This window comes from Herbiconiux liangxiaofengii (genome assembly GCF_041927335.1).
GTDB lineage: Bacteria > Actinomycetota > Actinomycetes > Actinomycetales > Microbacteriaceae > Herbiconiux > Herbiconiux liangxiaofengii.
The window spans coordinates 154,277-173,624 of the sequence record NZ_JBHFHD010000008.1; the positions used below are offsets into that span (position 1 = coordinate 154,277).

22 protein-coding genes and 1 tRNA gene are annotated in these 19,348 nt (G+C 71.8%); 9 read left to right on the plus strand and 14 right to left on the minus strand.

What is annotated here, in order from left to right:
* The first annotated feature begins 46 nt into the window (after positions 1-46).
* Positions 47-1,822, plus strand: coding sequence for a glycoside hydrolase family 13 protein (locus tag ACEXOR_RS07130; RefSeq protein WP_374848774.1), 1,776 nt, complete (start codon positions 47-49; stop codon positions 1,820-1,822).
* Here the strand turns inward: ACEXOR_RS07130 and ACEXOR_RS07135 are convergent.
* From ACEXOR_RS07135 to ACEXOR_RS07160, 6 genes are all read right to left on the minus strand, one after another.
* Entirely contained in the window at positions 1,792-3,639 is a 1,848-nt protein-coding gene (locus tag ACEXOR_RS07135) for a peptidoglycan DD-metalloendopeptidase family protein (RefSeq protein ID WP_374848775.1), read from the minus strand. The genes ACEXOR_RS07130 and ACEXOR_RS07135 overlap by 31 nt on opposite strands.
* Positions 3,640-3,974: 335 nt before the next feature.
* A complete protein-coding gene (locus tag ACEXOR_RS07140; RefSeq protein ID WP_374848776.1) occupies positions 3,975-4,853 on the minus strand; it encodes an inositol monophosphatase family protein in 879 nt (292 codons plus the stop codon).
* 18 nt (positions 4,854-4,871) lie between these two features.
* A tRNA-Tyr gene (locus tag ACEXOR_RS07145) sits at positions 4,872-4,956 on the minus strand.
* A gap of 75 nt (positions 4,957-5,031) precedes the next feature.
* On the minus strand, positions 5,032-5,847 hold the full coding sequence (locus ACEXOR_RS07150; RefSeq protein ID WP_374848777.1) for a lytic transglycosylase domain-containing protein: 816 nt from the start codon (positions 5,845-5,847) through the stop codon (positions 5,032-5,034).
* 40 nt (positions 5,848-5,887) lie between these two features.
* Positions 5,888-6,271 carry a type II toxin-antitoxin system VapC family toxin gene (locus ACEXOR_RS07155; protein WP_374848779.1) on the minus strand — a complete coding sequence of 128 codons (384 nt, stop codon included), beginning with the start codon at positions 6,269-6,271 and terminating at the stop codon, positions 5,888-5,890.
* Positions 6,268-6,531 (minus strand): type II toxin-antitoxin system Phd/YefM family antitoxin, encoded by a 264-nt coding sequence (locus ACEXOR_RS07160; RefSeq protein ID WP_374848780.1) that lies wholly within the window; start codon positions 6,529-6,531, stop codon positions 6,268-6,270. The genes ACEXOR_RS07155 and ACEXOR_RS07160 overlap by 4 nt, the downstream gene beginning before the upstream one ends.
* A gap of 77 nt (positions 6,532-6,608) precedes the next feature.
* Here ACEXOR_RS07160 and ACEXOR_RS07165 point away from each other — a divergent pair, with 77 nt between their 5' ends.
* Together ACEXOR_RS07165 and ACEXOR_RS07170 are read left to right on the plus strand one after the other, a co-directional pair.
* A complete protein-coding gene (locus ACEXOR_RS07165) occupies positions 6,609-7,097 on the plus strand; it encodes a YajQ family cyclic di-GMP-binding protein (RefSeq protein WP_291045779.1) in 489 nt (162 codons plus the stop codon).
* Positions 7,094-7,768, plus strand: a complete 675-nt coding sequence (locus ACEXOR_RS07170; protein ID WP_374848781.1) for an NUDIX domain-containing protein — start codon at positions 7,094-7,096, stop codon at positions 7,766-7,768. Before ACEXOR_RS07165 ends, ACEXOR_RS07170 begins: the two co-directional genes overlap by 4 nt.
* Positions 7,769-7,770: 2 nt before the next feature.
* Here ACEXOR_RS07170 and ACEXOR_RS07175 read toward each other — a convergent pair whose 3' ends face one another.
* Positions 7,771-9,183, minus strand: a complete 1,413-nt coding sequence (locus tag ACEXOR_RS07175; protein WP_374848782.1) for an aminotransferase-like domain-containing protein — start codon at positions 9,181-9,183, stop codon at positions 7,771-7,773.
* Here ACEXOR_RS07175 and ACEXOR_RS07180 point away from each other — a divergent pair.
* Positions 9,182-10,144: a DMT family transporter gene (locus ACEXOR_RS07180; RefSeq protein ID WP_374848783.1), complete on the plus strand. Its 963-nt coding sequence runs from the start codon at positions 9,182-9,184 to the stop codon at positions 10,142-10,144. The genes ACEXOR_RS07175 and ACEXOR_RS07180 overlap by 2 nt on opposite strands.
* Positions 10,145-10,181: 37 nt before the next feature.
* Here the strand turns inward: ACEXOR_RS07180 and ACEXOR_RS07185 are convergent, their stop codons facing one another.
* The 3 genes from ACEXOR_RS07185 to ACEXOR_RS07195 all read right to left on the minus strand — a co-directional run bounded on the left by ACEXOR_RS07185 (position 10,182) and on the right by ACEXOR_RS07195 (position 13,500).
* On the minus strand, positions 10,182-11,540 hold the full coding sequence (locus ACEXOR_RS07185) for an FAD-dependent oxidoreductase (RefSeq protein WP_374848784.1): 1,359 nt from the start codon (positions 11,538-11,540) through the stop codon (positions 10,182-10,184).
* 100 nt (positions 11,541-11,640) lie between these two features.
* Positions 11,641-12,702 carry a polyprenyl synthetase family protein gene (locus ACEXOR_RS07190; RefSeq protein ID WP_374848785.1) on the minus strand — a complete coding sequence of 354 codons (1,062 nt, stop codon included), beginning with the start codon at positions 12,700-12,702 and terminating at the stop codon, positions 11,641-11,643.
* A gap of 3 nt (positions 12,703-12,705) precedes the next feature.
* Complete coding sequence (locus tag ACEXOR_RS07195; RefSeq protein WP_374848786.1) at positions 12,706-13,500, minus strand: class I SAM-dependent methyltransferase; 795 nt, start codon at positions 13,498-13,500, stop codon at positions 12,706-12,708.
* 71 nt (positions 13,501-13,571) lie between these two features.
* Here ACEXOR_RS07195 and ACEXOR_RS07200 point away from each other — a divergent pair, with 71 nt between their 5' ends.
* Positions 13,572-14,819, plus strand: coding sequence for an isochorismate synthase (locus tag ACEXOR_RS07200; protein ID WP_510186029.1), 1,248 nt, complete (start codon positions 13,572-13,574; stop codon positions 14,817-14,819).
* Positions 14,820-14,961: 142 nt separating this feature from the next.
* Here ACEXOR_RS07200 and ACEXOR_RS07205 read toward each other — a convergent pair whose 3' ends face one another.
* On the minus strand, positions 14,962-15,096 hold the full coding sequence (locus tag ACEXOR_RS07205) for an LPXTG cell wall anchor domain-containing protein (RefSeq protein ID WP_374848787.1): 135 nt from the start codon (positions 15,094-15,096) through the stop codon (positions 14,962-14,964).
* 142 nt (positions 15,097-15,238) lie between these two features.
* On the opposite strand from ACEXOR_RS07205, the gene ACEXOR_RS07210 reads away from it, so the two are divergent.
* From ACEXOR_RS07210 to ACEXOR_RS07225, 4 genes are all read left to right on the plus strand, one after another.
* Complete coding sequence (locus ACEXOR_RS07210) at positions 15,239-15,910, plus strand: fasciclin domain-containing protein (protein ID WP_374848788.1); 672 nt, start codon at positions 15,239-15,241, stop codon at positions 15,908-15,910.
* Positions 15,911-16,047: 137 nt separating this feature from the next.
* Positions 16,048-16,959, plus strand: a complete 912-nt coding sequence (locus ACEXOR_RS07215; RefSeq protein ID WP_374848789.1) for an EamA family transporter — start codon at positions 16,048-16,050, stop codon at positions 16,957-16,959.
* 65 nt (positions 16,960-17,024) lie between these two features.
* Positions 17,025-17,429: a YidH family protein gene (locus ACEXOR_RS07220; RefSeq protein WP_374848790.1), complete on the plus strand. Its 405-nt coding sequence runs from the start codon at positions 17,025-17,027 to the stop codon at positions 17,427-17,429.
* Positions 17,426-17,734 carry a DUF202 domain-containing protein gene (locus tag ACEXOR_RS07225; protein ID WP_374848791.1) on the plus strand — a complete coding sequence of 103 codons (309 nt, stop codon included), beginning with the start codon at positions 17,426-17,428 and terminating at the stop codon, positions 17,732-17,734. The genes ACEXOR_RS07220 and ACEXOR_RS07225 overlap by 4 nt, the downstream gene beginning before the upstream one ends.
* 10 nt (positions 17,735-17,744) lie before the next feature.
* Here ACEXOR_RS07225 and ACEXOR_RS07230 read toward each other — a convergent pair whose 3' ends face one another.
* Genes ACEXOR_RS07230 through ACEXOR_RS07240 form a run of 3 tightly spaced genes read right to left on the minus strand, consistent with a single transcriptional unit; the run spans position 17,745 to position 19,347 of the window.
* Positions 17,745-18,173, minus strand: coding sequence for a hypothetical protein (locus ACEXOR_RS07230; RefSeq protein WP_374848792.1), 429 nt, complete (start codon positions 18,171-18,173; stop codon positions 17,745-17,747).
* A complete protein-coding gene (locus ACEXOR_RS07235) occupies positions 18,170-18,754 on the minus strand; it encodes an Asp23/Gls24 family envelope stress response protein (protein WP_374848793.1) in 585 nt (194 codons plus the stop codon). Before ACEXOR_RS07235 ends, ACEXOR_RS07230 begins: the two co-directional genes overlap by 4 nt.
* Entirely contained in the window at positions 18,751-19,347 is a 597-nt protein-coding gene (locus tag ACEXOR_RS07240; RefSeq protein ID WP_374848794.1) for an RNA polymerase sigma factor, read from the minus strand. Before ACEXOR_RS07240 ends, ACEXOR_RS07235 begins: the two co-directional genes overlap by 4 nt.
* Between the last annotated feature and the right edge of the window lies 1 nt (position 19,348).

Below are 19,348 nucleotides of genomic sequence, written 5' to 3' on the forward strand. Positions count from 1 at the left end.
TGCAAACGGTTCCAGCCGCCAGGTGCCTGCCGTTAGAGTTCTGGGCATGACTATCGAGACCTCGCCCGAGCCCGGCGCCACTGCTGCCGACGAGCCGGATGCGCAGACCGCGACGACCCTGATCGGAACAGGCGGCGAGTGGTGGCGCTCAGCCGTGATCTACCAGATCTACCCCCGCTCCTTCGCCGACTCCGACGGCGACGGCATCGGCGACCTGCCGGGCATCACGGCCCGCCTCGACTCCCTCGCCGAGCTCGGCGTCGACGCCGTGTGGCTGTCACCGTTCATGACCTCGCCGCAGCACGACGCGGGCTACGACGTGGCCGACTACTGCGACGTCGACCCCATCTTCGGCACGCTCGCCGACTTCGACGCTCTGCTGGAGCGCTCGCACGCCCTCGGCATCCGGGTGATCGTCGACCTCGTGCCGAACCACACCTCCTGGGACCACGTGTGGTTCAAGGAGGCCCTCGCCGCCCCGGAAGGCAGCCCCGAGCGGGCCCGCTACATGTTCCGCGACGGCAAGGGCCCGAACGGCGACGAGGCCCCCAACAACTGGGAGTCGGTGTTCGGCGGCCCCGCCTGGGAGCGCACCGTGAACGCCGACGGCACGCCCGGCCAGTGGTACCTGCACCTGTTCGACCGCAGCCAGCCCGATCTCGACTGGGAGAACCCGTGGGTGCGACAGCAGTTCATCGACATCCTGCGCTTCTGGCTCGACCGCGGGGTCGACGGCTTCCGGGTGGATGTGGCGCACGGCCTGATCAAGGCGGCCGGACTTCCCGACTACACACCCCCCGCGGGCAGCGGCAGCATGGGCGGCGGCGTGGTGGGCCTCGAACCCGAGATCCTCGCGAACACGGATGACCCGCCCACTCCTCCCTACTGGGCGCAGGACGGGGTGCACGAGATCTACCGCAGCTGGCACTCCGTGCTCGAGGCCTACGAGGGCGACCGGGTGCTCTGCGCCGAGGCCTGGGTGGAGCCCCTGACGAAGCTGGCGCGCTGGGTGCGGCCCGACGAGATGCAGCAGGCGTTCAACTTCACCTACCTCGAGGCCGGCTGGTCGGCCTCGCAGCTGCGATCGGTGATAGACACGTCGATCTCGGCGTTCGCCACCGTGGGGGCACCCTCCACCTGGGTGCTGTCGAACCACGACGTGGTACGGCACGCCACCCGTCTCGCCCTCACCGCCGAGAACCCCCAGGGCGACGGGCTGGGGCCCGACTCCCCCGGGCTGCCCGACCCCGCGGTGGGCCTGCGCCGAGCGCGCGCCGCGACCGCCGTGATGCTCGCGCTTCCCGGCAGCGCCTACGTGTACCAGGGCGAGGAGCTCGGGCTGCCCGAGGCCATCGACCTGCCGGACTCGGCCCGGCAGGATCCCACCTGGTTCCGCACGCACGGTGCCCGGTTCGGGCGTGACGGATGTCGCGTGCCGATCCCGTGGGAGGCCGGCCGCACGACCTACGGTTTCGGACCGGCCGGGTCGACCGCCAGCTGGCTGCCGCAGCCCGCGGACTGGGACGACTACGCCCGTGACTCGCAGGAGGGCGTGGCCGGCTCGACCCTCGAGATGTACAAGGCGGCCCTGGCGCTGCGGTCGTCGTACGGGCTCGGCACGGGCACCCTGGAATGGCTGCCCGGCTATGGCCCCGACGTGCTGGCGTTCCGCAACGGGCGGGTGACGGTGATCGCGAACGTCGGCGAGACGCCGGTGGAGCTGCCGGCCGAGCGGCCGGGCGAGGTGCTGCTGGCGAGCTCCGACGTGTCGGAGGCGGCGCTCGGCCCCGATCAGGCCGTGTGGCTGGTGAGCCAGGCGTAAGGGTCGGTAGGGGTGGTGCCGAGGCGGATCTCGAGGTGGAGGTGGGCGCCCGTGGAGGTTCCGGTGTTGCCCACCCGGCCGAGCGCTTGGCCCACCTTCACGGCCTGACCCTCGGTGACCTGCACCGAACCCTCGAGCATGTGGCCGTAGACGCTCGACACCGGTTCACCGTCGATGACGTGGTCGACGATCACGTACACACCGAGACCGCCGTTGTCGGAGGTGACCACGGTGCTGACCACGCCATCCGCTATCGACTGGATGGTGGTGCCCTGACCGGGTGTGAAGTCGACGCCCTTGTGGTCGGTGCTGCCGATGCCACCCGGTGACTCGCGCGGGCCGAAGTACGAGCTGATGGGCACGCCCACCGGGAACGGCCACTGGATGGCGCCGTCGGGGTTGTTGGTGAAGGTGTCGGCGACGCGCATCCCTGCGGCCTTCAGCGACGCGATGTCGCGCACGGTGTAGCCGTCGCGGGTCACGCCGGCGGCCGCGGCGCCGGGGCTGGTGGTGTGCTGCTGGGCGGGCAGGGCCTCGGTGGTCATCGTGCCGGTGGTGTGCTGCCCTGTGGTGATCTCCCCCGAGGTGATCTCCCCCGAGGTGATCTCCCCCGTGGTCATCGCGTTCGCGGCGTCGAAGGCCGAGGCGGGTAGGGAGGTGGCGACAGCGATGCCCGCGACGAGCAGCAGGCCCATCGCGCTGAAGGCGCCCCGGCCGAGGTCTCCGCGGCGACGGCGCCGGCCGCGGGATCGCGGGGCCTGGGCGTCGGCGTCGCCGGCCCCGGTTGCCTCTGCAGCCCGGTCGGGTGCGGTGTCGGCGGGCCCCGCGCCCCGGCGGGGCTCGGGGGCGGCTCCGGATGCCGACGGGTCGCCGAGCTGGGCGGCGAGTTCAGCGGACGTGCGCAGCGTACGCCGGGACACCTGCTTCGGCGGCACGGGCGGGGTCGCCGGACGGGCGGGCGGGGTCGCCGCGAGGTCGGGGCCGGTCGCCGCACGGTCGCGCCCGGTCGCCGCACGGTCGCGGCGCGAGGTCGACGGTGCCTCAGCGGCCCCGGGTGCGGCGTTGCCGGCGATCTCGAGCAGGGGGACGACGGTGGTGGGAACCGCGATGCGCGCGCGGCGCCCGCTGGCCGGCCGTTCGATGACGGGCGTCTCGGCCATCGGCTCGGCGGGCGCGACGCCGGCCGCCCGCTCGACCATCGCTTCGGACGCGTTCTCGGATGCGGCCGGGGTTCGTGCACGATCGCGTCGCGGACGATGCTGCTCCCGCGGGGTCGCAGCCGACGCGGTCGGTGCCGGCTCCTGCACGGGGATGACCGTGGTGGCCACCGGCACGATGGCGCGGCGACCCGAAGCCGGGCGCTCGATCCCGTCGGAGAACGACGGGGCCGCTCGCCGCCCGACGCGCGGGGACTGCTCGGCGCGCTCGGCCGGGGCCTCCGAACGGTCGGCGCCCGCGGCCACCCGAGCGGAGTCCTCCGATCCGGCCGCCGCATCGGGTTGCTCGGTGTGCTCGGCCGACGGCGAGAGCTCGGTACGACGCTGACGGCGGGTGCGCGGCCGGGTCGCCTCGGCACCGGCAGGCCCGAGGATCGGGGATTCGCCGACGGGCTCTTCGCCGGCCGGGGTCTCGGTGGAGGCCGGGCGCTCCGGAGTGGCGGGGCGCTCTGAGGAGTCGGAGCGCGCACCCGGGATCGGAGTGGTGTCGACCGTGATCTCGATGGTCACCGGCTCGCCCGCCGGAGCCGAGGTGACCTCGGCGCTGGCCCGGCGCCTCGCCTCGCGGCGCGTGCGGGGGGCATTATCCGACTCGGGCACGGGGGCGACCACCGCGGATCGCGGCTCGGAGGCAGCGGCCGACGTCGCCGCCTGCGACGAGGTGGGCGCCGGGAGAGGCGAGAGGGCGGGCTCACGGGGAGGCGCCGCCGGGTGGTCGACGGGGAGGGCGGGGCCCGCAGCGCGGAGCGAACGTCGAGACGGAAGCGCGCCCCCGGCGGCGCGGGCGGACGCGTCGTCATCCGGGCGGGAAGTCGTCCGTGCCAATTGTTCGGGTATCTCCGGGTTGCGCGTGAGGTTCTCGGCTCAGCGAGAACGGATCGGACAACGGTATCCAGCGGTCATGTGAAAAACCATTGAGCGCCGGCGGCCGCGCGTCAGAGCGGCAGGTCGGCCTCGCGGTGCAGCGCGAGCAGCAACGGCTCGAGCTCGGCGAGCAGCACCGGATCGCCGGCCAGCGTCATCACGTCGCTCTCGAACGCGTCGCCGAAGCCGCCCACCCGGGCGCCGGCCTCGCGGGCGATCAGGGCGCCGGCGGCGTAGTCCCACGGGTTCAGCCCGCGTTCGGCATAGGCGTCGAGGCGGCCCGCGGCCACCGAGCAGAGGTCGAGGGCGGCCGAACCGGCGCGGCGGATGTCGCGCACCTTCTCCACGAGCCCGGTGATGAAGCGGCCCTGCTTCACGCGGATGTCGGCACTGTAGGAGAATCCGGTGCCCACCAGGGCCTGCTCGAGCACGACGTCGGTGTTCACGGCGAGGCGTCGGGTCGGTGCATCCGCTCGGCTGAGGAAGGAACCGCCGCCGTTGGTGGCCGAGAAGACCTCGCCGAGCACCGGGTTGACGACCACACCGGCGAGCGCCACCCAGCGGGCCGGGTCGGCGACGCCGTCGGCGACCTGCACGGCCGCGATGCTCACGGCGTAGGCGGGGATGTCGTAGAGGTAGTTGACGGTGCCGTCGATGGGGTCGACCACCCAGACGATGCCCGACGTGCCCGCGGTGGGTTCGCCGGCCGACTCCTCGCCGAGGAAGCCGTCGTGGGGGCGGCGTTCGGCGAGCGCAGCCCGGATGAAGTCCTCCGACTCGCGGTCGGCGAGGGTGACCACGTCGGCGATGGAGGACTTCGTGGCCGCGATGGTGACGCCCTCGGCGCGACGGCGGCGGACGAGTTCTCCGGCCTCGACGCCGATGGAGCGGGCGATCTCGAGGAGTTCGGCCGGATCGGCCGTGAAGGGGACACGGGAACTATCGGACATCGTGGTGTCTCGGCTTTCTGGTGGCGAGTGAGGGATTCGAACCCCCGAATGCTGAGCAGTCTGATTTACAGTCAGATCCCTTTGGCCGCTTGGGTAACTCGCCAGGCGCACCCGACCACGTTCATCACACAACCGAAGGCGCTGCTCAAGGATACCCACCACCCGTCGAAGCGCGAAATCAGCCCTCGGGATCGGTGGCGGCGGCCGCCTCGGCGGCATAGCGGTCGGCGTACTCGAGCACCTCGTCGAGGTAGGCGGGCGACTCGTTGTAGCCCGCGATGGCGGTGCGCCAGCCGGCCTCGGTGGCGAGGTCGCCGGTGGCCCCGGAGGTCTCTCCGGACGAGCCCTCTCCGGCCGAGTAGCAGAGGTACTCGGCCGCCGACAGCGACGCGTCGTCGATGTTGTTGATGTCGGGAACCCCGTCGCCGTTGGCCTCGCTGGCCCAGGCCGCCCACGTGGCCGGCACGAACTGCATCGGGCCCACCGCCCGGTCCCACTCCGTGTCGCCGTCGACGGCACCCTTGTCGGTGTCGGGGATCTCCTGGAACCCGTCGCCGTCCAGCGGCACCCCCACGATCGGCGCGCTCGTCACCCCCGTGTCGAGGATGCTGCCGCCGAAGATGGTGCCGTGATGCGACTCCACCCAGCCGATGCCGGCGAGCGTGTTCCAGCTCACGTGGCAGTCGGGGCGCACCTCGTTGCTCGCGATGGCGGCGCCCGCGTAGCCCTGCAGGGCACGCCTCGGGATACCGGTGGCCTCGGCCACGGTGTCGAGCCAGGCGGGGTCCGGCAGCTGGGCGGTGGGCGTTCCGTCGCGGTAGGAGCCGACGCCGTCGGCCGTGGGAGCAGCGGCGGACACCGCGAAAGTGGCCTCAGACTCGCCGGGGCCGGAGCCGCCCGCCGATGCCGTGCATCCGCTCACCGCCAGGGCCATCGCCGTCACGACGACTCCCACCGTCGAGAGGTGGCGGGCGTGGCGGGACAGGATCGGCATCCCCCCATCCAACTAGACGCCCCTGACAGTCCCTCCCGGGTCAGACCGTCTCGACACGCAGCCCCCCGGCGGCTCGCGCCAGACGGGCGTCGTTCGTCCAGAAGGCGTCGCAGAGATGGTGCTGTGCAGTGGCGAGGTGGAGCGCATCCACCGTCGCGATGCCGTGACGGGCCCGAAGCGCGGCCGCCTCCCGGTAGACCTCGGGGCCGATCTCGAGCGAGAAGAGGTCGTCGATGAGTCGTCGATAGCGCCTCAGGAGCAGATTGTCACCGGTGCGCAACGGCACGACCGAGCACTCCATCTCGACGAGCGGGCTCACCGCCACCTCGTCGGAGATCTGTGAGAACCGGCGGCGGATGGCGTCACCGCGCTCGGTGGCGTCTTCGACGAGGTACACGAGGATGTTCGTGTCGGCGTAGATCACCGGCCATCCTCTCGGCCCTCGAGAACCTCGCGGATGATCTCGTCGACCTCGGCCGCCGTCTTACGGCGCCGCTCGGGAATCGGGTTCTGCTCGAGCCACTCAACGATCTCCCGGCCCGTGAGGCCTCGCTTCGGGGCGAGCGGAACGATCTTCGCCACGGGACGGCCCCGGCGGGAGATCTCGATCTCCTCGCCCGCCTCGACGCGGCTGATTATCTTGGACAGGTTGTTGCGGGTGTACAGCACGTCGTAACGCTCCATGGCTCATCTCCCACCTGTCCATCATCCTAGCCATGTCGAGGCATCGTCACAATGGCGGGCCGCGTAAAATGACCGGCATGGCAGATTCATCGTTTGACGTGGTCAGCAAGGTCGACAAGATGGAGGCGGACAACGCCCTCAATCAGGCTCAGAAAGAGGTCGCCCAGCGCTACGACTTCAAGAACATCGGCGCCTCCATCGAGTGGAGCGGCGAGAAGGTGATGATGAAGGCGAACTCCGAGGAGCGGGTGAAGGCCATCCTCGAGGTGTTCGAGTCGAAGCTCATCAAGCGCGGCATCTCGCTGCGCAGCCTCGACGCGGGCGAGCCTTACGCCAGCGGCAAGGAGTACCGGCTGGAGGCCTCCATGAAGGAGGGCATCGCCCAGGACGACGCGAAGAAGATCAACAAGCTCATCCGCGACGAGGCCCCGAAGAGCGTCAAGTCGCAGATCCAGGGCGACGAGCTGCGGGTGTCGTCCAAGAGCCGCGACGACCTGCAGGCCACCATGGCGCTGCTGAAGGGCGCCGACCTCGACGTGGCGCTGCAGTTCATCAACTTCCGGTGACCGACGCAGGCGGCACCGGCATCCCCGGCGCCGACGTGCCCGACCGGCGCGGGCGCACGGGTCTGCACCGCACCGGCCTCGACCTCACGGGCAACCCCCGCGTGCGGGTTCGGAACGTGCGCCTGCTCACCTCGAACTGGTACATCACCCGCACCACCGAGATCGAGTTCCAGCACCGCGACGGGCACTGGTCGGTGGAGGAGCGCGAGACCTACGACCGCGGCAACGGGGCCACGATCCTGCTGCACGACACCGAGCGGCGCACGGTGCTGCTCATCCGCCAGTTCCGCTACCCCGCCTACGTGAACGGGCACCCCGACGGCATGCTGCTCGAGGCACCCGCGGGGCTGCTCGACGAGGACGACCCCGAGACGGCCATCCGCCGCGAGGCCCGCGAGGAGACCGGCTACGCCATCGGCGAGGTCGCCCGCGTGTTCGACGCCTACATGAGCCCGGGGTCGATCACCGAGAAGCTCTACTTCTTCGCCGCCCCCTACGACGCGTCGAACCGGGCGGATGCGGGTGGCGGGCTCGCCGAGGAGGGCGAGGACATCGAGCTGGTCGAGCTGGGCATCGACGAGGCGCTCGAACGCATCGGCGACGACATCATCGACGCGAAGACCATCATGCTGCTGCAGTGGGCGGCGCTGTCGGGGCCGTTCGCTCGCTGACGTCAGGATGCCGGCGGGAGACAGGATGCCAGGACGCGCACGGCCTCCGCGAAGCGGGACGGGTCGGGGCCCGAGTAGTTGAGGCGCACGAAGGGCCCGGTCGGCTCGGCCGGAAACCACTCCTCCCCCGGCGACACGAGCACTCCGGCCGCCGCGCTCGCCGCCACGAACGCGGGCGAGTCGACGCCGTCGGGCAGCCGGAGCCAGAGATTGAGGCCGCCCTTCGGCACCGCCGTGAGGGTGCCCGGCGGGAGCAGCTCGGTGACGAGACCCGCCAGCGCGTCGCGGCGGGCGCGCAGCTGCTCGCGCATCCGTTTCAGGTGCGGTTGCCACGCCGGCGCGGTGACCACCTCGAGCGCGGCCGTCTGCAGCACCCCGCTCACGTAGAGGCCGTCGACCACCCGGTCGGTGTGGATGCGCGTTCGCGCCGGCCCACGGGCGATCACAGCGGCCACCCGGATGCTCGGCGAGACACTCTTGGTGAGCGAGCGCACCGTCACCACGTGGCCGTCGGGGTCTTCGGCCGCGAGCGGACGAACGGGCACGTCGAGCGCGAAGTCGTGCGCCCAGTCGTCTTCGACCAGGAACGCGCCGTTCGCCCGCACCACGTCGAGGATGGCGGCCGCGTCGGCCGGCGACCAGGTGGAGCCCGTGGGGTTCGCGAAGTGCGGCATGGCGTAGAAGAGGCGGGCGCGGGTGCGCTCGAACGCCTCAGCCAGCACCACCGGGTCGACCGCGTCGCCCGCGCGCGGTACCGGCACCACCACGAGCCCGGCCTGTCGCGCCGCGGCGATGGCGCCCCAGTAGCCGGGAGACTCCATCACGATCGCGTCGCCGGGCCGAGCCAGCGCGCGGAACACCGACGACAGGGCGCTCTGGCCGCCCGGCATCACCAGCACGTCGGCCGCGGTGGGCGCCGCACCCTGGGCACCGGCCGAGGCGGCGACCTCTTCGGCGAACCAGGCCCGCAGCTCCGGGATGCCGGCGGCGGGCGGGCGGGCGAGTGCCGAACGCGAGCGTGCGGCCCGCGCGAGCGCCGACTGCACCGCCCGGACCGGGAGCAGGTCGTCGACGGGGTAACCGCTGTGCAAGGCGATCACGTCGTCGGCCGGGGTCTGCATGGTGGAGCCGACGAAACCGCCGTCGGAACGGGCGGGGCCGAGGGCGGCGGTCTGCCAGGAGTGGTCGGACCGGGGCGCGGGGCGGGGCGGGCGCACGAAGGTGCCGTCGCCGGGGCGCGACTCGACGAGCCCATCGCGCACGAGCAGCCGCATGGCCTGCTGCACCGTGACCGGGCTCGCGCCGAACTCCGCGGTGAGCGCGCGGGTGCTCGGAAGGCGGGTGCCGGCCCTCGAACCGACGACCCTGGCGCGCAGGACTGCGGCGATGCGTGCGGCACTGCTATCGTTGCCCATGAAGCCTGATGATAGCGCTACTCGACCTACCCCCGCTCCGCTACTGAGTCGAGAGCAGCGAGGAGCCACGCCGGGACTGGCGTGGGGCTTCGTGGGGGTGCTGGCGTTCTCGTTCACGTTGCCGTTCACACGCATCGCCGTGGCCACGCTGGATCCGCTCTTCGTGGGGGCGGGGCGCGCACTCGTGGCCGCGGTGCTCGCCGGGGTGGTGCTGACGGCGACCCGCTCTCGGCTGCCGGCCCGGCGGCTGTGGCCGCGCATCCTCGTGGTGGCGGGCGGGGTGGTGCTCGGGTTCCCGTTCCTCACCTCGTTCGCCCTGCAGAGCGCCCCGGCGGCCCACGGTGCCGTGGTGATCGGCCTGCTGCCGGCTGCGACCGCGGTGGTGGCCGTGCTGCGAGCACGCGAACGACCGAGCCGGATGTTCTGGGTCGCCTCCGTCGCCGGGGCGATGGCCGTGGTGGGGTTCACGGTGCTGGCCTCGGGTGGGTTCGGCGGGCTGCACGCCTCCGACCTGCTGTTGCTCGGCGCGGTGGTCGCGGCCGCGGTGGGCTACGCCGAGGGCGGGCTGCTCGCGCGCGAGATGGGGTCGTGGCAGGTGATCTGCTGGGCGCTCGTGGCGGCCGCTCCGGCGATGGCGGTGCTCACCGGGGTGTCGATCGCGGCGCATCCGCTGTTCGGGGCCGGAGCGGGCGGTGGCGCCGGCGCCACCGGGCTCGACGGCTGGCTCGCGTTCGGCTACGTCAGCGTGGTGAGCATGTTCCTGGGCTTCTTCGCCTGGTACCGCGGGCTCGGCATCGGACCCATCGCCTCGGTGAGCCAGATGCAGCTCGTGCAGCCGGTGCTCACCATCGCGTGGGCCGCCCTGCTGCTCGGTGAGGCGCTCACGCCGCTCACCCTCGCCGGCGCCGTGGCAGTGGTGGCCTGCGCCGCCCTGGCGGTGCGCGCCCGCGTGCGTCGCTGAGTCCGGCGTGCACCGCTGAGTCGCGCGGGGCGGCAGCTCAGGCGCGCGAGATGGTGACCATGTCCTCGCGCGGCACGACCTTCACGCGCACGCGCGGGTGCGCGTCGGAGGCGCCGAGCGCCAGCTCGTGCTCGTCGAGCTTGTGCCACCCGTCGAGGTCGGTGTACTCCACGCCGCGCGACTCGAGCAGGGCCGGAACGGCCTCCTCGGAGGGGTCGGCCGGCGCCCACCAGTTGGCCTGGTCACGCACGAGGTGTGAGAGCGTCTCCATGGCGTCGGACTTGGTGTGCCCGATCAGCCCGACCGGTCCGCGCTTGATCCAGCCCGTGGCGTAGACACCGGGGATCAGCTCGTTGTGGTCGTCGAGGACCTGGCCCTCGTGGTTCGGGATGACGCCGTGCTGCTCGTCGAACGGGATGCCGTCCAGCGGCGAGCCGAAGTAGCCCACGGCCCGGTAGATGGCCTGGATCGGGACCTCGCGGATCTCACCGGTGCCGACCACGCCGCCCGCGCCATCCGGTCGCGTGCGCTCGAAGCGGAACGCGGCGACCCGCCCGGCGTCGTCGGAGACGACCTCGAGCGGCTTCGCCCAGAAGTGCAGGTGAAGCCGGCGCGACGCGGTGCCCACCGGGCGCTCGCGCCACTGGTTCAGCACCTTGTTGATCACGAAGACCTGCTTGTTCGACTCGATGGCGGCCTTCGACGCCTCGTCGAGCTCGAAGTCCTCGTCGTGCACGATCATGTCGACGTCGTTCATCTCGCCGAGCTCGCGCAGCTCGAGCGGGGTGAACTTCACCTGCGCGGGGCCGCGGCGGCCGAACACGTGCACGTCGGTGACGGGCGAGGCCTTGAGTCCCTCGTACACGTTCGACGGAATCTCGGTCGAGAGCAGGTCGTCGGCGTGCTTGGCCAGGATGCGCGACACGTCCAGCGCCACGTTGCCGTTGCCGATCACGGCCACCGACTGGGCCTGGAGCGGCCAGGTGCGCGGCACGTCGGGGTGCCCGTCGAACCAGCTCACGAAGTCGGCGGCGCCGTAGGAGCCCTCGAGGTCGATGCCCGGGATGTCGAGCGAGGCGTCACGGATGGCCCCGGTGGAGAAGATCACCGCGTTGTAGTGCTTCTTCAGGTCGTCGAGGGTGATGTCGACGCCGTAGCGCACGTTGCCGAAGAAGCGGATGACGCCCGAGTCGAGCACCTCGCGCAGCGCGTTCACGATGCCCTTGATGCGCGGGTGGTCGGGCGCGACGCCGTAGCGCACCAGCCCGTACGGGGCGGGGAGCTGCTCGAACAGGTCGATCGAGACGTCGAACTGACGCTCGGCCTTCACGAGCAGATCTGCGGCGTAGATGCCGGCGGGGCCGGCTCCGACGATGGCCAAACGGAGCTTGGTCACGGTGAATTCCTTCGTATCGGTGAAGCGGCGACGCGGTGCCCGGTCGGCGCGGTGGGTCTCGGGGCGCATCCGGTGTTCGTGACGCTGCCCGTTCTGGATGTCAGCTGGTGCGTTCCACCACGGTCTCGGCGAACCGCACCAGGGTCTTCTTCACGGTTCCGGCCGGCAACGGGTCGAGCGCCTGGATGGCCTCCCGCGCGTAGCGGTGCGCCTCCTCGACCGTGCGTCGCGTGACCGCGTGCTCGCGCAGCAGCCGGATGGCCTCGTCGGAGTCGTCGGGCGCGGCGCTGGCCAGCTCGTCGGGCTGGATGCGGGCGAGCAGAGCGGCGGCATCGGCGTCGCCGGCCGCCAGCTGGCGCAGGTACAGCACCGGCAGCGTGGCGACGCCGGCCCGGATGTCGGTGCCCGGCGTCTTGCCCGTGTCATCCGCCGAGGGGGCGATGTCGAGCACGTCGTCGACGAGCTGGAAGGCGATGCCCACCTTCTCGCCGAACTCGCGCACGGGCTGCTCGTACTCGGCCGGGGCGTTGGAGAAGATGATGCCGAGTTGGGCCGAGGCCGCGATGAGCGAACCGGTCTTGTCGGCGAGCACGGCGATGTAGTGCTCCACCTGGTCTTCGCCCTCGGCGGGGCCGATGGTCTCCTTCAGCTGACCGAGGCACAGGCGCTCGAACGTGTCGGCCTGCAAGCGGATGGCCCGTTCCCCGAGCAGCGCCAGCAGGGCGCTGGCCCGCGCGAACAACAGGTCGCCGGTGAGGATGGCGATGGAGTTGCCCCAGACGTACTGGGCGCTCGGCACCCCTCGACGCTGGTCGGCCTCGTCCATCACGTCGTCGTGGTACAGCGACGCCAGGTGGGTGAGCTCGATGGAGGAGGCGGCGGTGACGACCTCGTCGGTGATGCCGTCGCCGAGCTGCGCGGTGAGGAACGCGAGGATGGGCCGCACCCTCTTGCCACCGGCCTCGAGGAGGTAGCGGGCCACCACGTCGACGAGCCCGCCGGCGAACTGGGTCTCGGCGGTGAGGCGCGCCTCGAGGGCCTCGATGCCGTCTTCGATGCGCCGCGCGGTGCGCCGGTCTTCGCCGGTGGAGAACAGGCGGTCGGCGAGCGAGAGCGGGGTCGACCGGCCGGTGGCGCGGCGAAGACTGGAGGTCACGGTCATAGCCTACTTTTTCCCGGGTGCCGGGCGCGCCGCGGCCGGCTGCGCGGCATCCGTTCGCCCGGTGGCCGTTCGCACGGTGGCCGTTCGCACGGTGGCCGGGAGGGGCTTGATGCCGCGGTGCAGCGCCACGATGCCGGCGCTGAGGTTGCGGTAGCCCACCTCGGTGAAGCCCGTCTCGCGGAGCCAGCCGGCCAGCGTCTTCTGGTCGGGCCAGGAGGCGATGGACTCGAAGAGATAGTCGTAGGCCGCGTCGTTGGAGGAGACGGCCTTGGCGAGCGTGGGCATGACGCGCTCCAGGTACCAGTGATAGACGCGGCGAAGCGGCTTGACGGGGCGCGAGAACTCGCAGATGACGATGCGGCCGCCCGGCGCGGTGACCCGGTAGAGCTCGGCGAGCGCCACCTTCGGCTCCACGATGTTGCGCAGGCCGAACGAGATGGTGACGGCGTCGAACGAATCGTCGTCGAACGGCAGGTTCATGCCGTCGGCCACCAGGAACTCGATGTTCGGCACGCCCGCCTGACGGCGGCGGCCCACCTCGATCATGCCGGGCGAGAAGTCGGCGGCCACCACGTGGGCGCCGCTCTTCGCGAGCGAGGCGCTCGAGGTGCCGGTGCCGGCCGCGAGATCGAGGATGCGCTCACCCGGCCTGGGACCGACCGCGCGGGTGGTCGCCACGCGCCACAGCACCGCGTTGCCCACGGAGAGCACGTCGTTGGTGCGGTCGTATCCGGCCGCCACCTGGTCGAACATGGCGGAGACCTGTTCGGGTCGTTTGGTGAGGTCAGCCTTAGTCACCCTCTCAGTTTAGGTTCAGTTGCTGAGCGGTGGCGGCAGTGGCCGCAAAGTGCAGGCGTAAGCTCGATTTCGTGAGCGATTCAGTGCGACCGGTGGCCCGTCTGGTGGTGGAGACCCACCCGGTCGACGACGTGAAGATGCTCATCCCCCTCGTCGACCCGCGTCATCCGTTGATCTGGTTGCGCAAGGGGCAGGGCATCGCCGGCATCGGCGAGGCGCTGCGGCTCGAGTTCAGCGGGCCCACCCGCATGATCGATGCCTGCGCGGTCTGGAAAGAGGTGGTGTCGGCGGCGCGGGTCACCGACCCCCTCGCCCTGCCGGGCTCCGGCCTCGTGGCGTTCGGCACCTTCGCCTTCGCCGACGATTCGTCGGCCACGAGCACGCTCATCGTGCCGCGCGTGATCGTGGGAAAGCGCGACGGGCGGCACTGGGTGACGAAGGTGCGCGTCGAGGGCGTCGACGAACCGCTGCCGGTGGCCTCGGCGCGGCCGCTCGGCCCCGAGTACCGGCTCACCCTCATGCCGGGCGAGGTGACGGCCGACGACTTCCGCGCCTCGGTCGACGCCGCCGTGCAGCGCATCACCGCCCAGGAACTGAGCAAGGTGGTGCTCGCCCGCGACCTCGTGGGTCACCTGCCCGCCGGCGCCGACCTGCGCCGCCCCCTCACCGACCTCGCCCTCGGCTACCCCGACTGCTGGACCTACGCCGTCGACGGCTTCATCGGCTCGAGCCCCGAGACCCTGGTTCGCGTGTCGCACGGCACGGTGAGCGCCCGGGTGCTCGCCGGAACCACGTCCCGTGGGGCGGATGCGGCGGCCGACCACGACCAGGCCGTGGCGCTCGCCACCTCTCCCAAAGACCTCGACGAGCACGGCTTCGCCGTGACCAGCGTCGTGGCGGCGCTGCGGCCGCACAGCCGCAGCCTCGCCACGAGCGAGGTGCCGTTCACGCTCAAGCTGCCCAACCTGTGGCACCTGGCCAGCGACGTGGAGGGTGTGCTGAGCGACGGGTCGACCTCGCTCGACCTCATCGCGGCCCTGCACCCCACGGCGGCCGTGGCGGGAACGCCCACCGACACCGCGCTGCGTGTGATCGGCGAGCTCGAGCCGTTCGACCGCGGACGGTACGCCGGGCCCGTGGGCTGGGTGGGGGCGGATGGCGACGGCGAGTGGGCCGTGGCGCTGCGGTCGGCGCAGGTCGACGAGGCCGGCGACATCACCGCCTACGCGGGGTGCGGCATCGTGGCCGACTCCGTGCCCGAGCGGGAGTACCTCGAGACGAAGATGAAGTTCCGGCCGATCGTCGAAGCGTTCGGCTAGAACCCGGTTCCGGGCAGCATGGCCGTCGAAGCCTTCGGTTAGCACCCGGTTCCGGGCAGCATGGCCGTCGAAGCCTTCGGTTAGCACCCGGTTCCGGGCAGCATGGCCGTGGAGGCCTTCGGCTAGAGGCGGCTGGAACCCGCTAGCTCGAGCGGCGGCGACGGGCGATGAAGAGCACCACTCCGCCGACGACGAGCACCGCCACCGCGATGATCGCGATGATGAGGGCGACGTGCAGGTTGGCACCGGTGCTGGCGAGTTCGGAGGCTGGGTTCACCTGGCCATCCTCGCACCATCCCCGACGACTTTCGAAGAATTCCCAATCCGGTTCGTAAGGGCCTCCGAAGACCTTCTGAAGGCACGGAACGCTGAACCCCCGGTCAGCGGCCGTTTTTTTCCATTCCTTGAAGGAGAATCACATGCGTATCACCAAGCGATCCACGCTTACCGCTCTCGCCATCGCGGCTGTCGCCACGTTCGGCCTCGCCGGCTGTTCCGGCTCGAGCACCACGTCCGGCTCTGACGAGTCCAGCGCCCCGATGACCAGCTCGGCCACCTCGTCGCCCACCACCGAGGCCATGGACCCGGCCGCGAACCTCGTCGGCTCGGGCTGCGCCGCCTACGCCGAGGCCGTTCCGGACGGCGCCGGCTCCGTCGAGGGCATGTCGCTGGACCCCGTGGCCACCGCCGCCTCGAACAACCCGCTGCTGAAGACGCTCACCGCAGCCGTCTCCGGTGGGCTGAACCCCGACGTCAACCTGGTCGACACCCTCAACAGCGGTGAGTTCACCGTCTTCGCCCCTGTCGACGACGCCTTCGCCAAGCTCGACCCGGCCACCGTCGCGACGCTGAAGACCCCCGAGGGCGCAGCGACGCTCACCTCGGTGCTCACCTACCACGTGATCCCCGGCCAGCTCGACCCCGAGCAGATCGTCGGAACCCACAAGACCGTGCAGGGTGGCGAGGTCACCGTCGCCGGCAGTGGGGACAACCTCACCGTCAACGGCTCCACCGCCGTCATCTGCGGTGGCGTGAAGACCGCCAACGCGACCGTGTACCTCATCGACACGGTGCTGATGCCCCCCATGTAATCCTCTTCTGGGATACGCCGAGAGGCCGGTCGCTCCAGGCGGCCGGCCTTTCGGCGTCCCTCTGCGCGGCGACGGCTCGGCGGCGGCCGTGGCCGCCGATGCCCCCGGCATCCCGGCCCCGCCTAGGCTGACTGCACATGCTCTCCGCACTCCTCGGTCTCGTCGGCGGCATCGTCTACGGCGGTGCCGACTTCCTCGGCGGTCTCGCCGCTCGTCGCCTCGGCGCCGTTCGTGTCACCGTCGTCTCGGCGTTCTCGGGACTCGTGCTGCTGCTGGCCGCGTATCCGTTCGTCGGGGGCATGGCCTCGGCCGAAGCGGTGGGGCTCGGCGCCCTCTCCGGCCTGGCGGGTGCGGCGGCCATCGCCCTGCTCTACGGCTGCCTCGCCCTCGGGCCCATGAGCATCCTGTCGCCGCTGACGGCGGTGGTGTCGGCCCTGGTGCCGTTCACCATCGGCCTGCTCGGCGGCGAGCGACTGCCCCTGCTCGGCTGGCTGGCCATCGCCCTGGCGCTGGTGGCGGTGGTGCTGGTGGGATTCGTGCCCGAGAAGGGGGCGGCCAGGCCCCGCCCGCTCGGCCTCGCGATGGCGGTGGGCGCGGGTGCGCTGATCGGCGTGTTCCTCGTGCTCCTGGACCGCACCCCGCCCGACTCGGGTCTCGTGCCCCTGCTGCTGAACCGTTCGGTGAGCACAGCCGTGATGCTCGTCGTGCTCGCCGGTGTGCTCGGCATCACCGCCGTCCGCCGCGCCCGGTCGACGGATGCGCCCCGGCCCCCGAAGCCGGCCGGCGCCGAGAGCGGCACCGTCCCACGCTGGGCCGAGCGGGCCGTGCTGCTCGCCATCGCCTGCGGCCTCGTCGATGCACTCGCCAACCTGCTCCTGCTGCTGGCGCTGCGGGCCGGAGAGCTCACCGTGGTCTCGGTGCTCACCGCCCTCTATCCCGCGGGCACCGTCATCCTGGCGGCCATGCTGCTGCGCGAACGCGTCGCGGCGGTTCAGGTGGTGGGACTGGTGCTGGCCTTCGTGGCGGCGGCCCTGCTCGCGCTGGCCTGAAGCGACCGGGGCTTGAGCAGCCTGCCTCCCGGCACGACGACGGCCCGGGCGGTTAGAGTTCGAGCATGAGCGAGAACACCCCGGCCACCGAGGGCGACGACCGGCTGCCCCGCTCGGTGTACGGCGTCGGCCACGATCCGGATGTGCGGTTCAGTCTCGCGAACGAACGCACGGCCCTCGCCTGGGTGCGCACCGGGCTCTCGCTCGTGGCGGGCGGGGTGGCGCTCACGACGCTGGCGTCGATCGCCGACCTGCCGTGGCTGATCGACGTGATCGCCCTCGCGGCGTGCGTCGCCGGAGGCGCGCTGGCGGTGTCGGCGCTGTTCTCCTGGCGCCGCGCCGAGCGGGCACTGCGCGAGAACCGCCCCCTGCCCGCTCCCGCAGCCCTGCCGTGGCTGGTGGCCGGGGTGGCCGTGCTCGCCGTGGTGCTGGCGGTCTACGCGGTGGTCGAGCTCGTCGGCGACCTGTGAGCGCCCCCGAGCGCGACCCCGGGCTGCAGCCCGAGCGCACGGCCCTCTCCTGGCAGCGAACGGCGCTCTCCACCTCGATGGTGTCGCTGCTGCTCGCCTTCGCGTGCCTGCGCGGCGGGTTCCTGGTGGGCGCCGCGCTGTCGGCGCTCGTGGCAGTGGGTGCGGTGGCCGTGCTCTTCGCCTCGCGGCTCCGCGCGGCCCGCCTCCAGCGAACCTCGCCGTGGACACCGCTCACCCGCATCGTGCTGCTGATCGTCGCCACAGCCGTGCTCGGCGCGGTGCTCGCCCTGCTGGTGCTGGTCTGATCCCTCCGGGTCAGCCGATGTGGGAGATCTGCACCGAGACCGAGTCGAGGGGTTCGTCGACCGGTTGAGCGGCCAGCGCCTCGGCGACGGCCGAGTACACGTCGCGGCAGGTGGCCGCGGCCGGCCGTTCCTCGCTCACGCCGATGCTCACGGTCACCGTGAGTCCGTCGGCCGTGTGGCCGATCACCACGGGCGTGGCCGGTGACGGCGCCGGGGAGGCCGGGGTGCCGGGACTCGCCGCATCCGGAACCGGGTCGGCCGAGCCCGGAGACCGGGTGGGGAGCACGGCGGGCACCACGGCCGCGATGCCGCTGCGCAGGGCCGTCGCCGCATCCGACACCACCGCCACCAGCACGGGCCGGGCGTCGTAGGTGCGCAGCACACCGGGCACCTCGAGAACGGCCGCGCCGAGGGTCGCCGTGAGTTCGTCGTCGTTCATCGGGCACCTCCTTCGTCGTGGGCCCGGCGCAGATGCACGTCGGTGACCGAGACGTCGATCGACTCGACCCGCAGCTCGGTGTGCTCGAGCAGGGTGTGCGCGATCGCCGCCCGCAGCAGCTCGGCGCGCTCAGGGATGCTCTCGCCCCAGAACACGCTGGCATCCACCCGCACGCGCACCGGCGCACCGGGTTCGGAGACGTCGCCCTCGAGCACGCAGCGGCCGATCAGCACGCCGTCGACCGTGTCCCCGGCGGCCCGGATCAGCCCCAGCACGGCGGCCTCGGTGAGCGAGAGCCTCGCGCGCGGTGAGGGATGGGACAACGGGATCGATCGGCCCGAGCGCACCTCGCGCTGCACATTCGCCAGGATCGACTCCACCCAGCCGGGGGCGAGCGGGTCGGCGTCGGCCTCGGCCTCGAGGTCGATCAGCGACGTGGCGGCCTCGCGGATGCGCACCAGAGCGGCCCACGCCAGCTGGTTCTCGGGGCTCGCGTCGATGAGCTCGGCCGGGGGCTGTTCGCCGCGGTCGAGGTAGTCGTTGAAGACGTCGAGGATGTCGTCGCCGGCCGAATCGGTCATCGCCATCCCTCCATCTCCGTGATCAGCTTCTTGCGCGCCCGTGCCAGCAGTCCCCGAACCGTCGACGGCGGAACGCCCAGCTCCTCGGCGATCTCCTCGTACGAGAAGCCGCCGATCTCCTTCATCACCCAGCACTGGCGCTGACCCTCGGGCAGGCGCTCGAGCGCGGCCTTCAGGTGCTCCCGCTGCGACTGGGCCTCGGCCTGCTTCTCCGGGCCCTGCTCGGCCGGGATCTCGCCCTCCCACTCGAGGATGGGGCGGTCGTCGTGCCGGGCCCGGATGCGGTCGATGGCCTTGCGGTTCACGATGCGCATCAGCCACGACTTCACGGCCGCCAGGTCGGCGAGTTCGGGCAGCTTCTTCCACGCCGTGATGAAGGTCTCCTGCACCACGTCGTCGACCTCGAGGTTCGAGCCGAGCACGCGGTTCGCGTAGGCCCGCATCAGACCGCCGTGGCGGCGGATGAGCACCTCGAACGCCCGCAGGTCGCCGTCGGCGGCACGACCGGCCAGGATGCGGTCGGGAGCATCGGAGAGCGTCACCGGGCCGGGTTCGGGCTCCCCGTCGGGCGTGATCGGCTCGCGGTCTGCCATG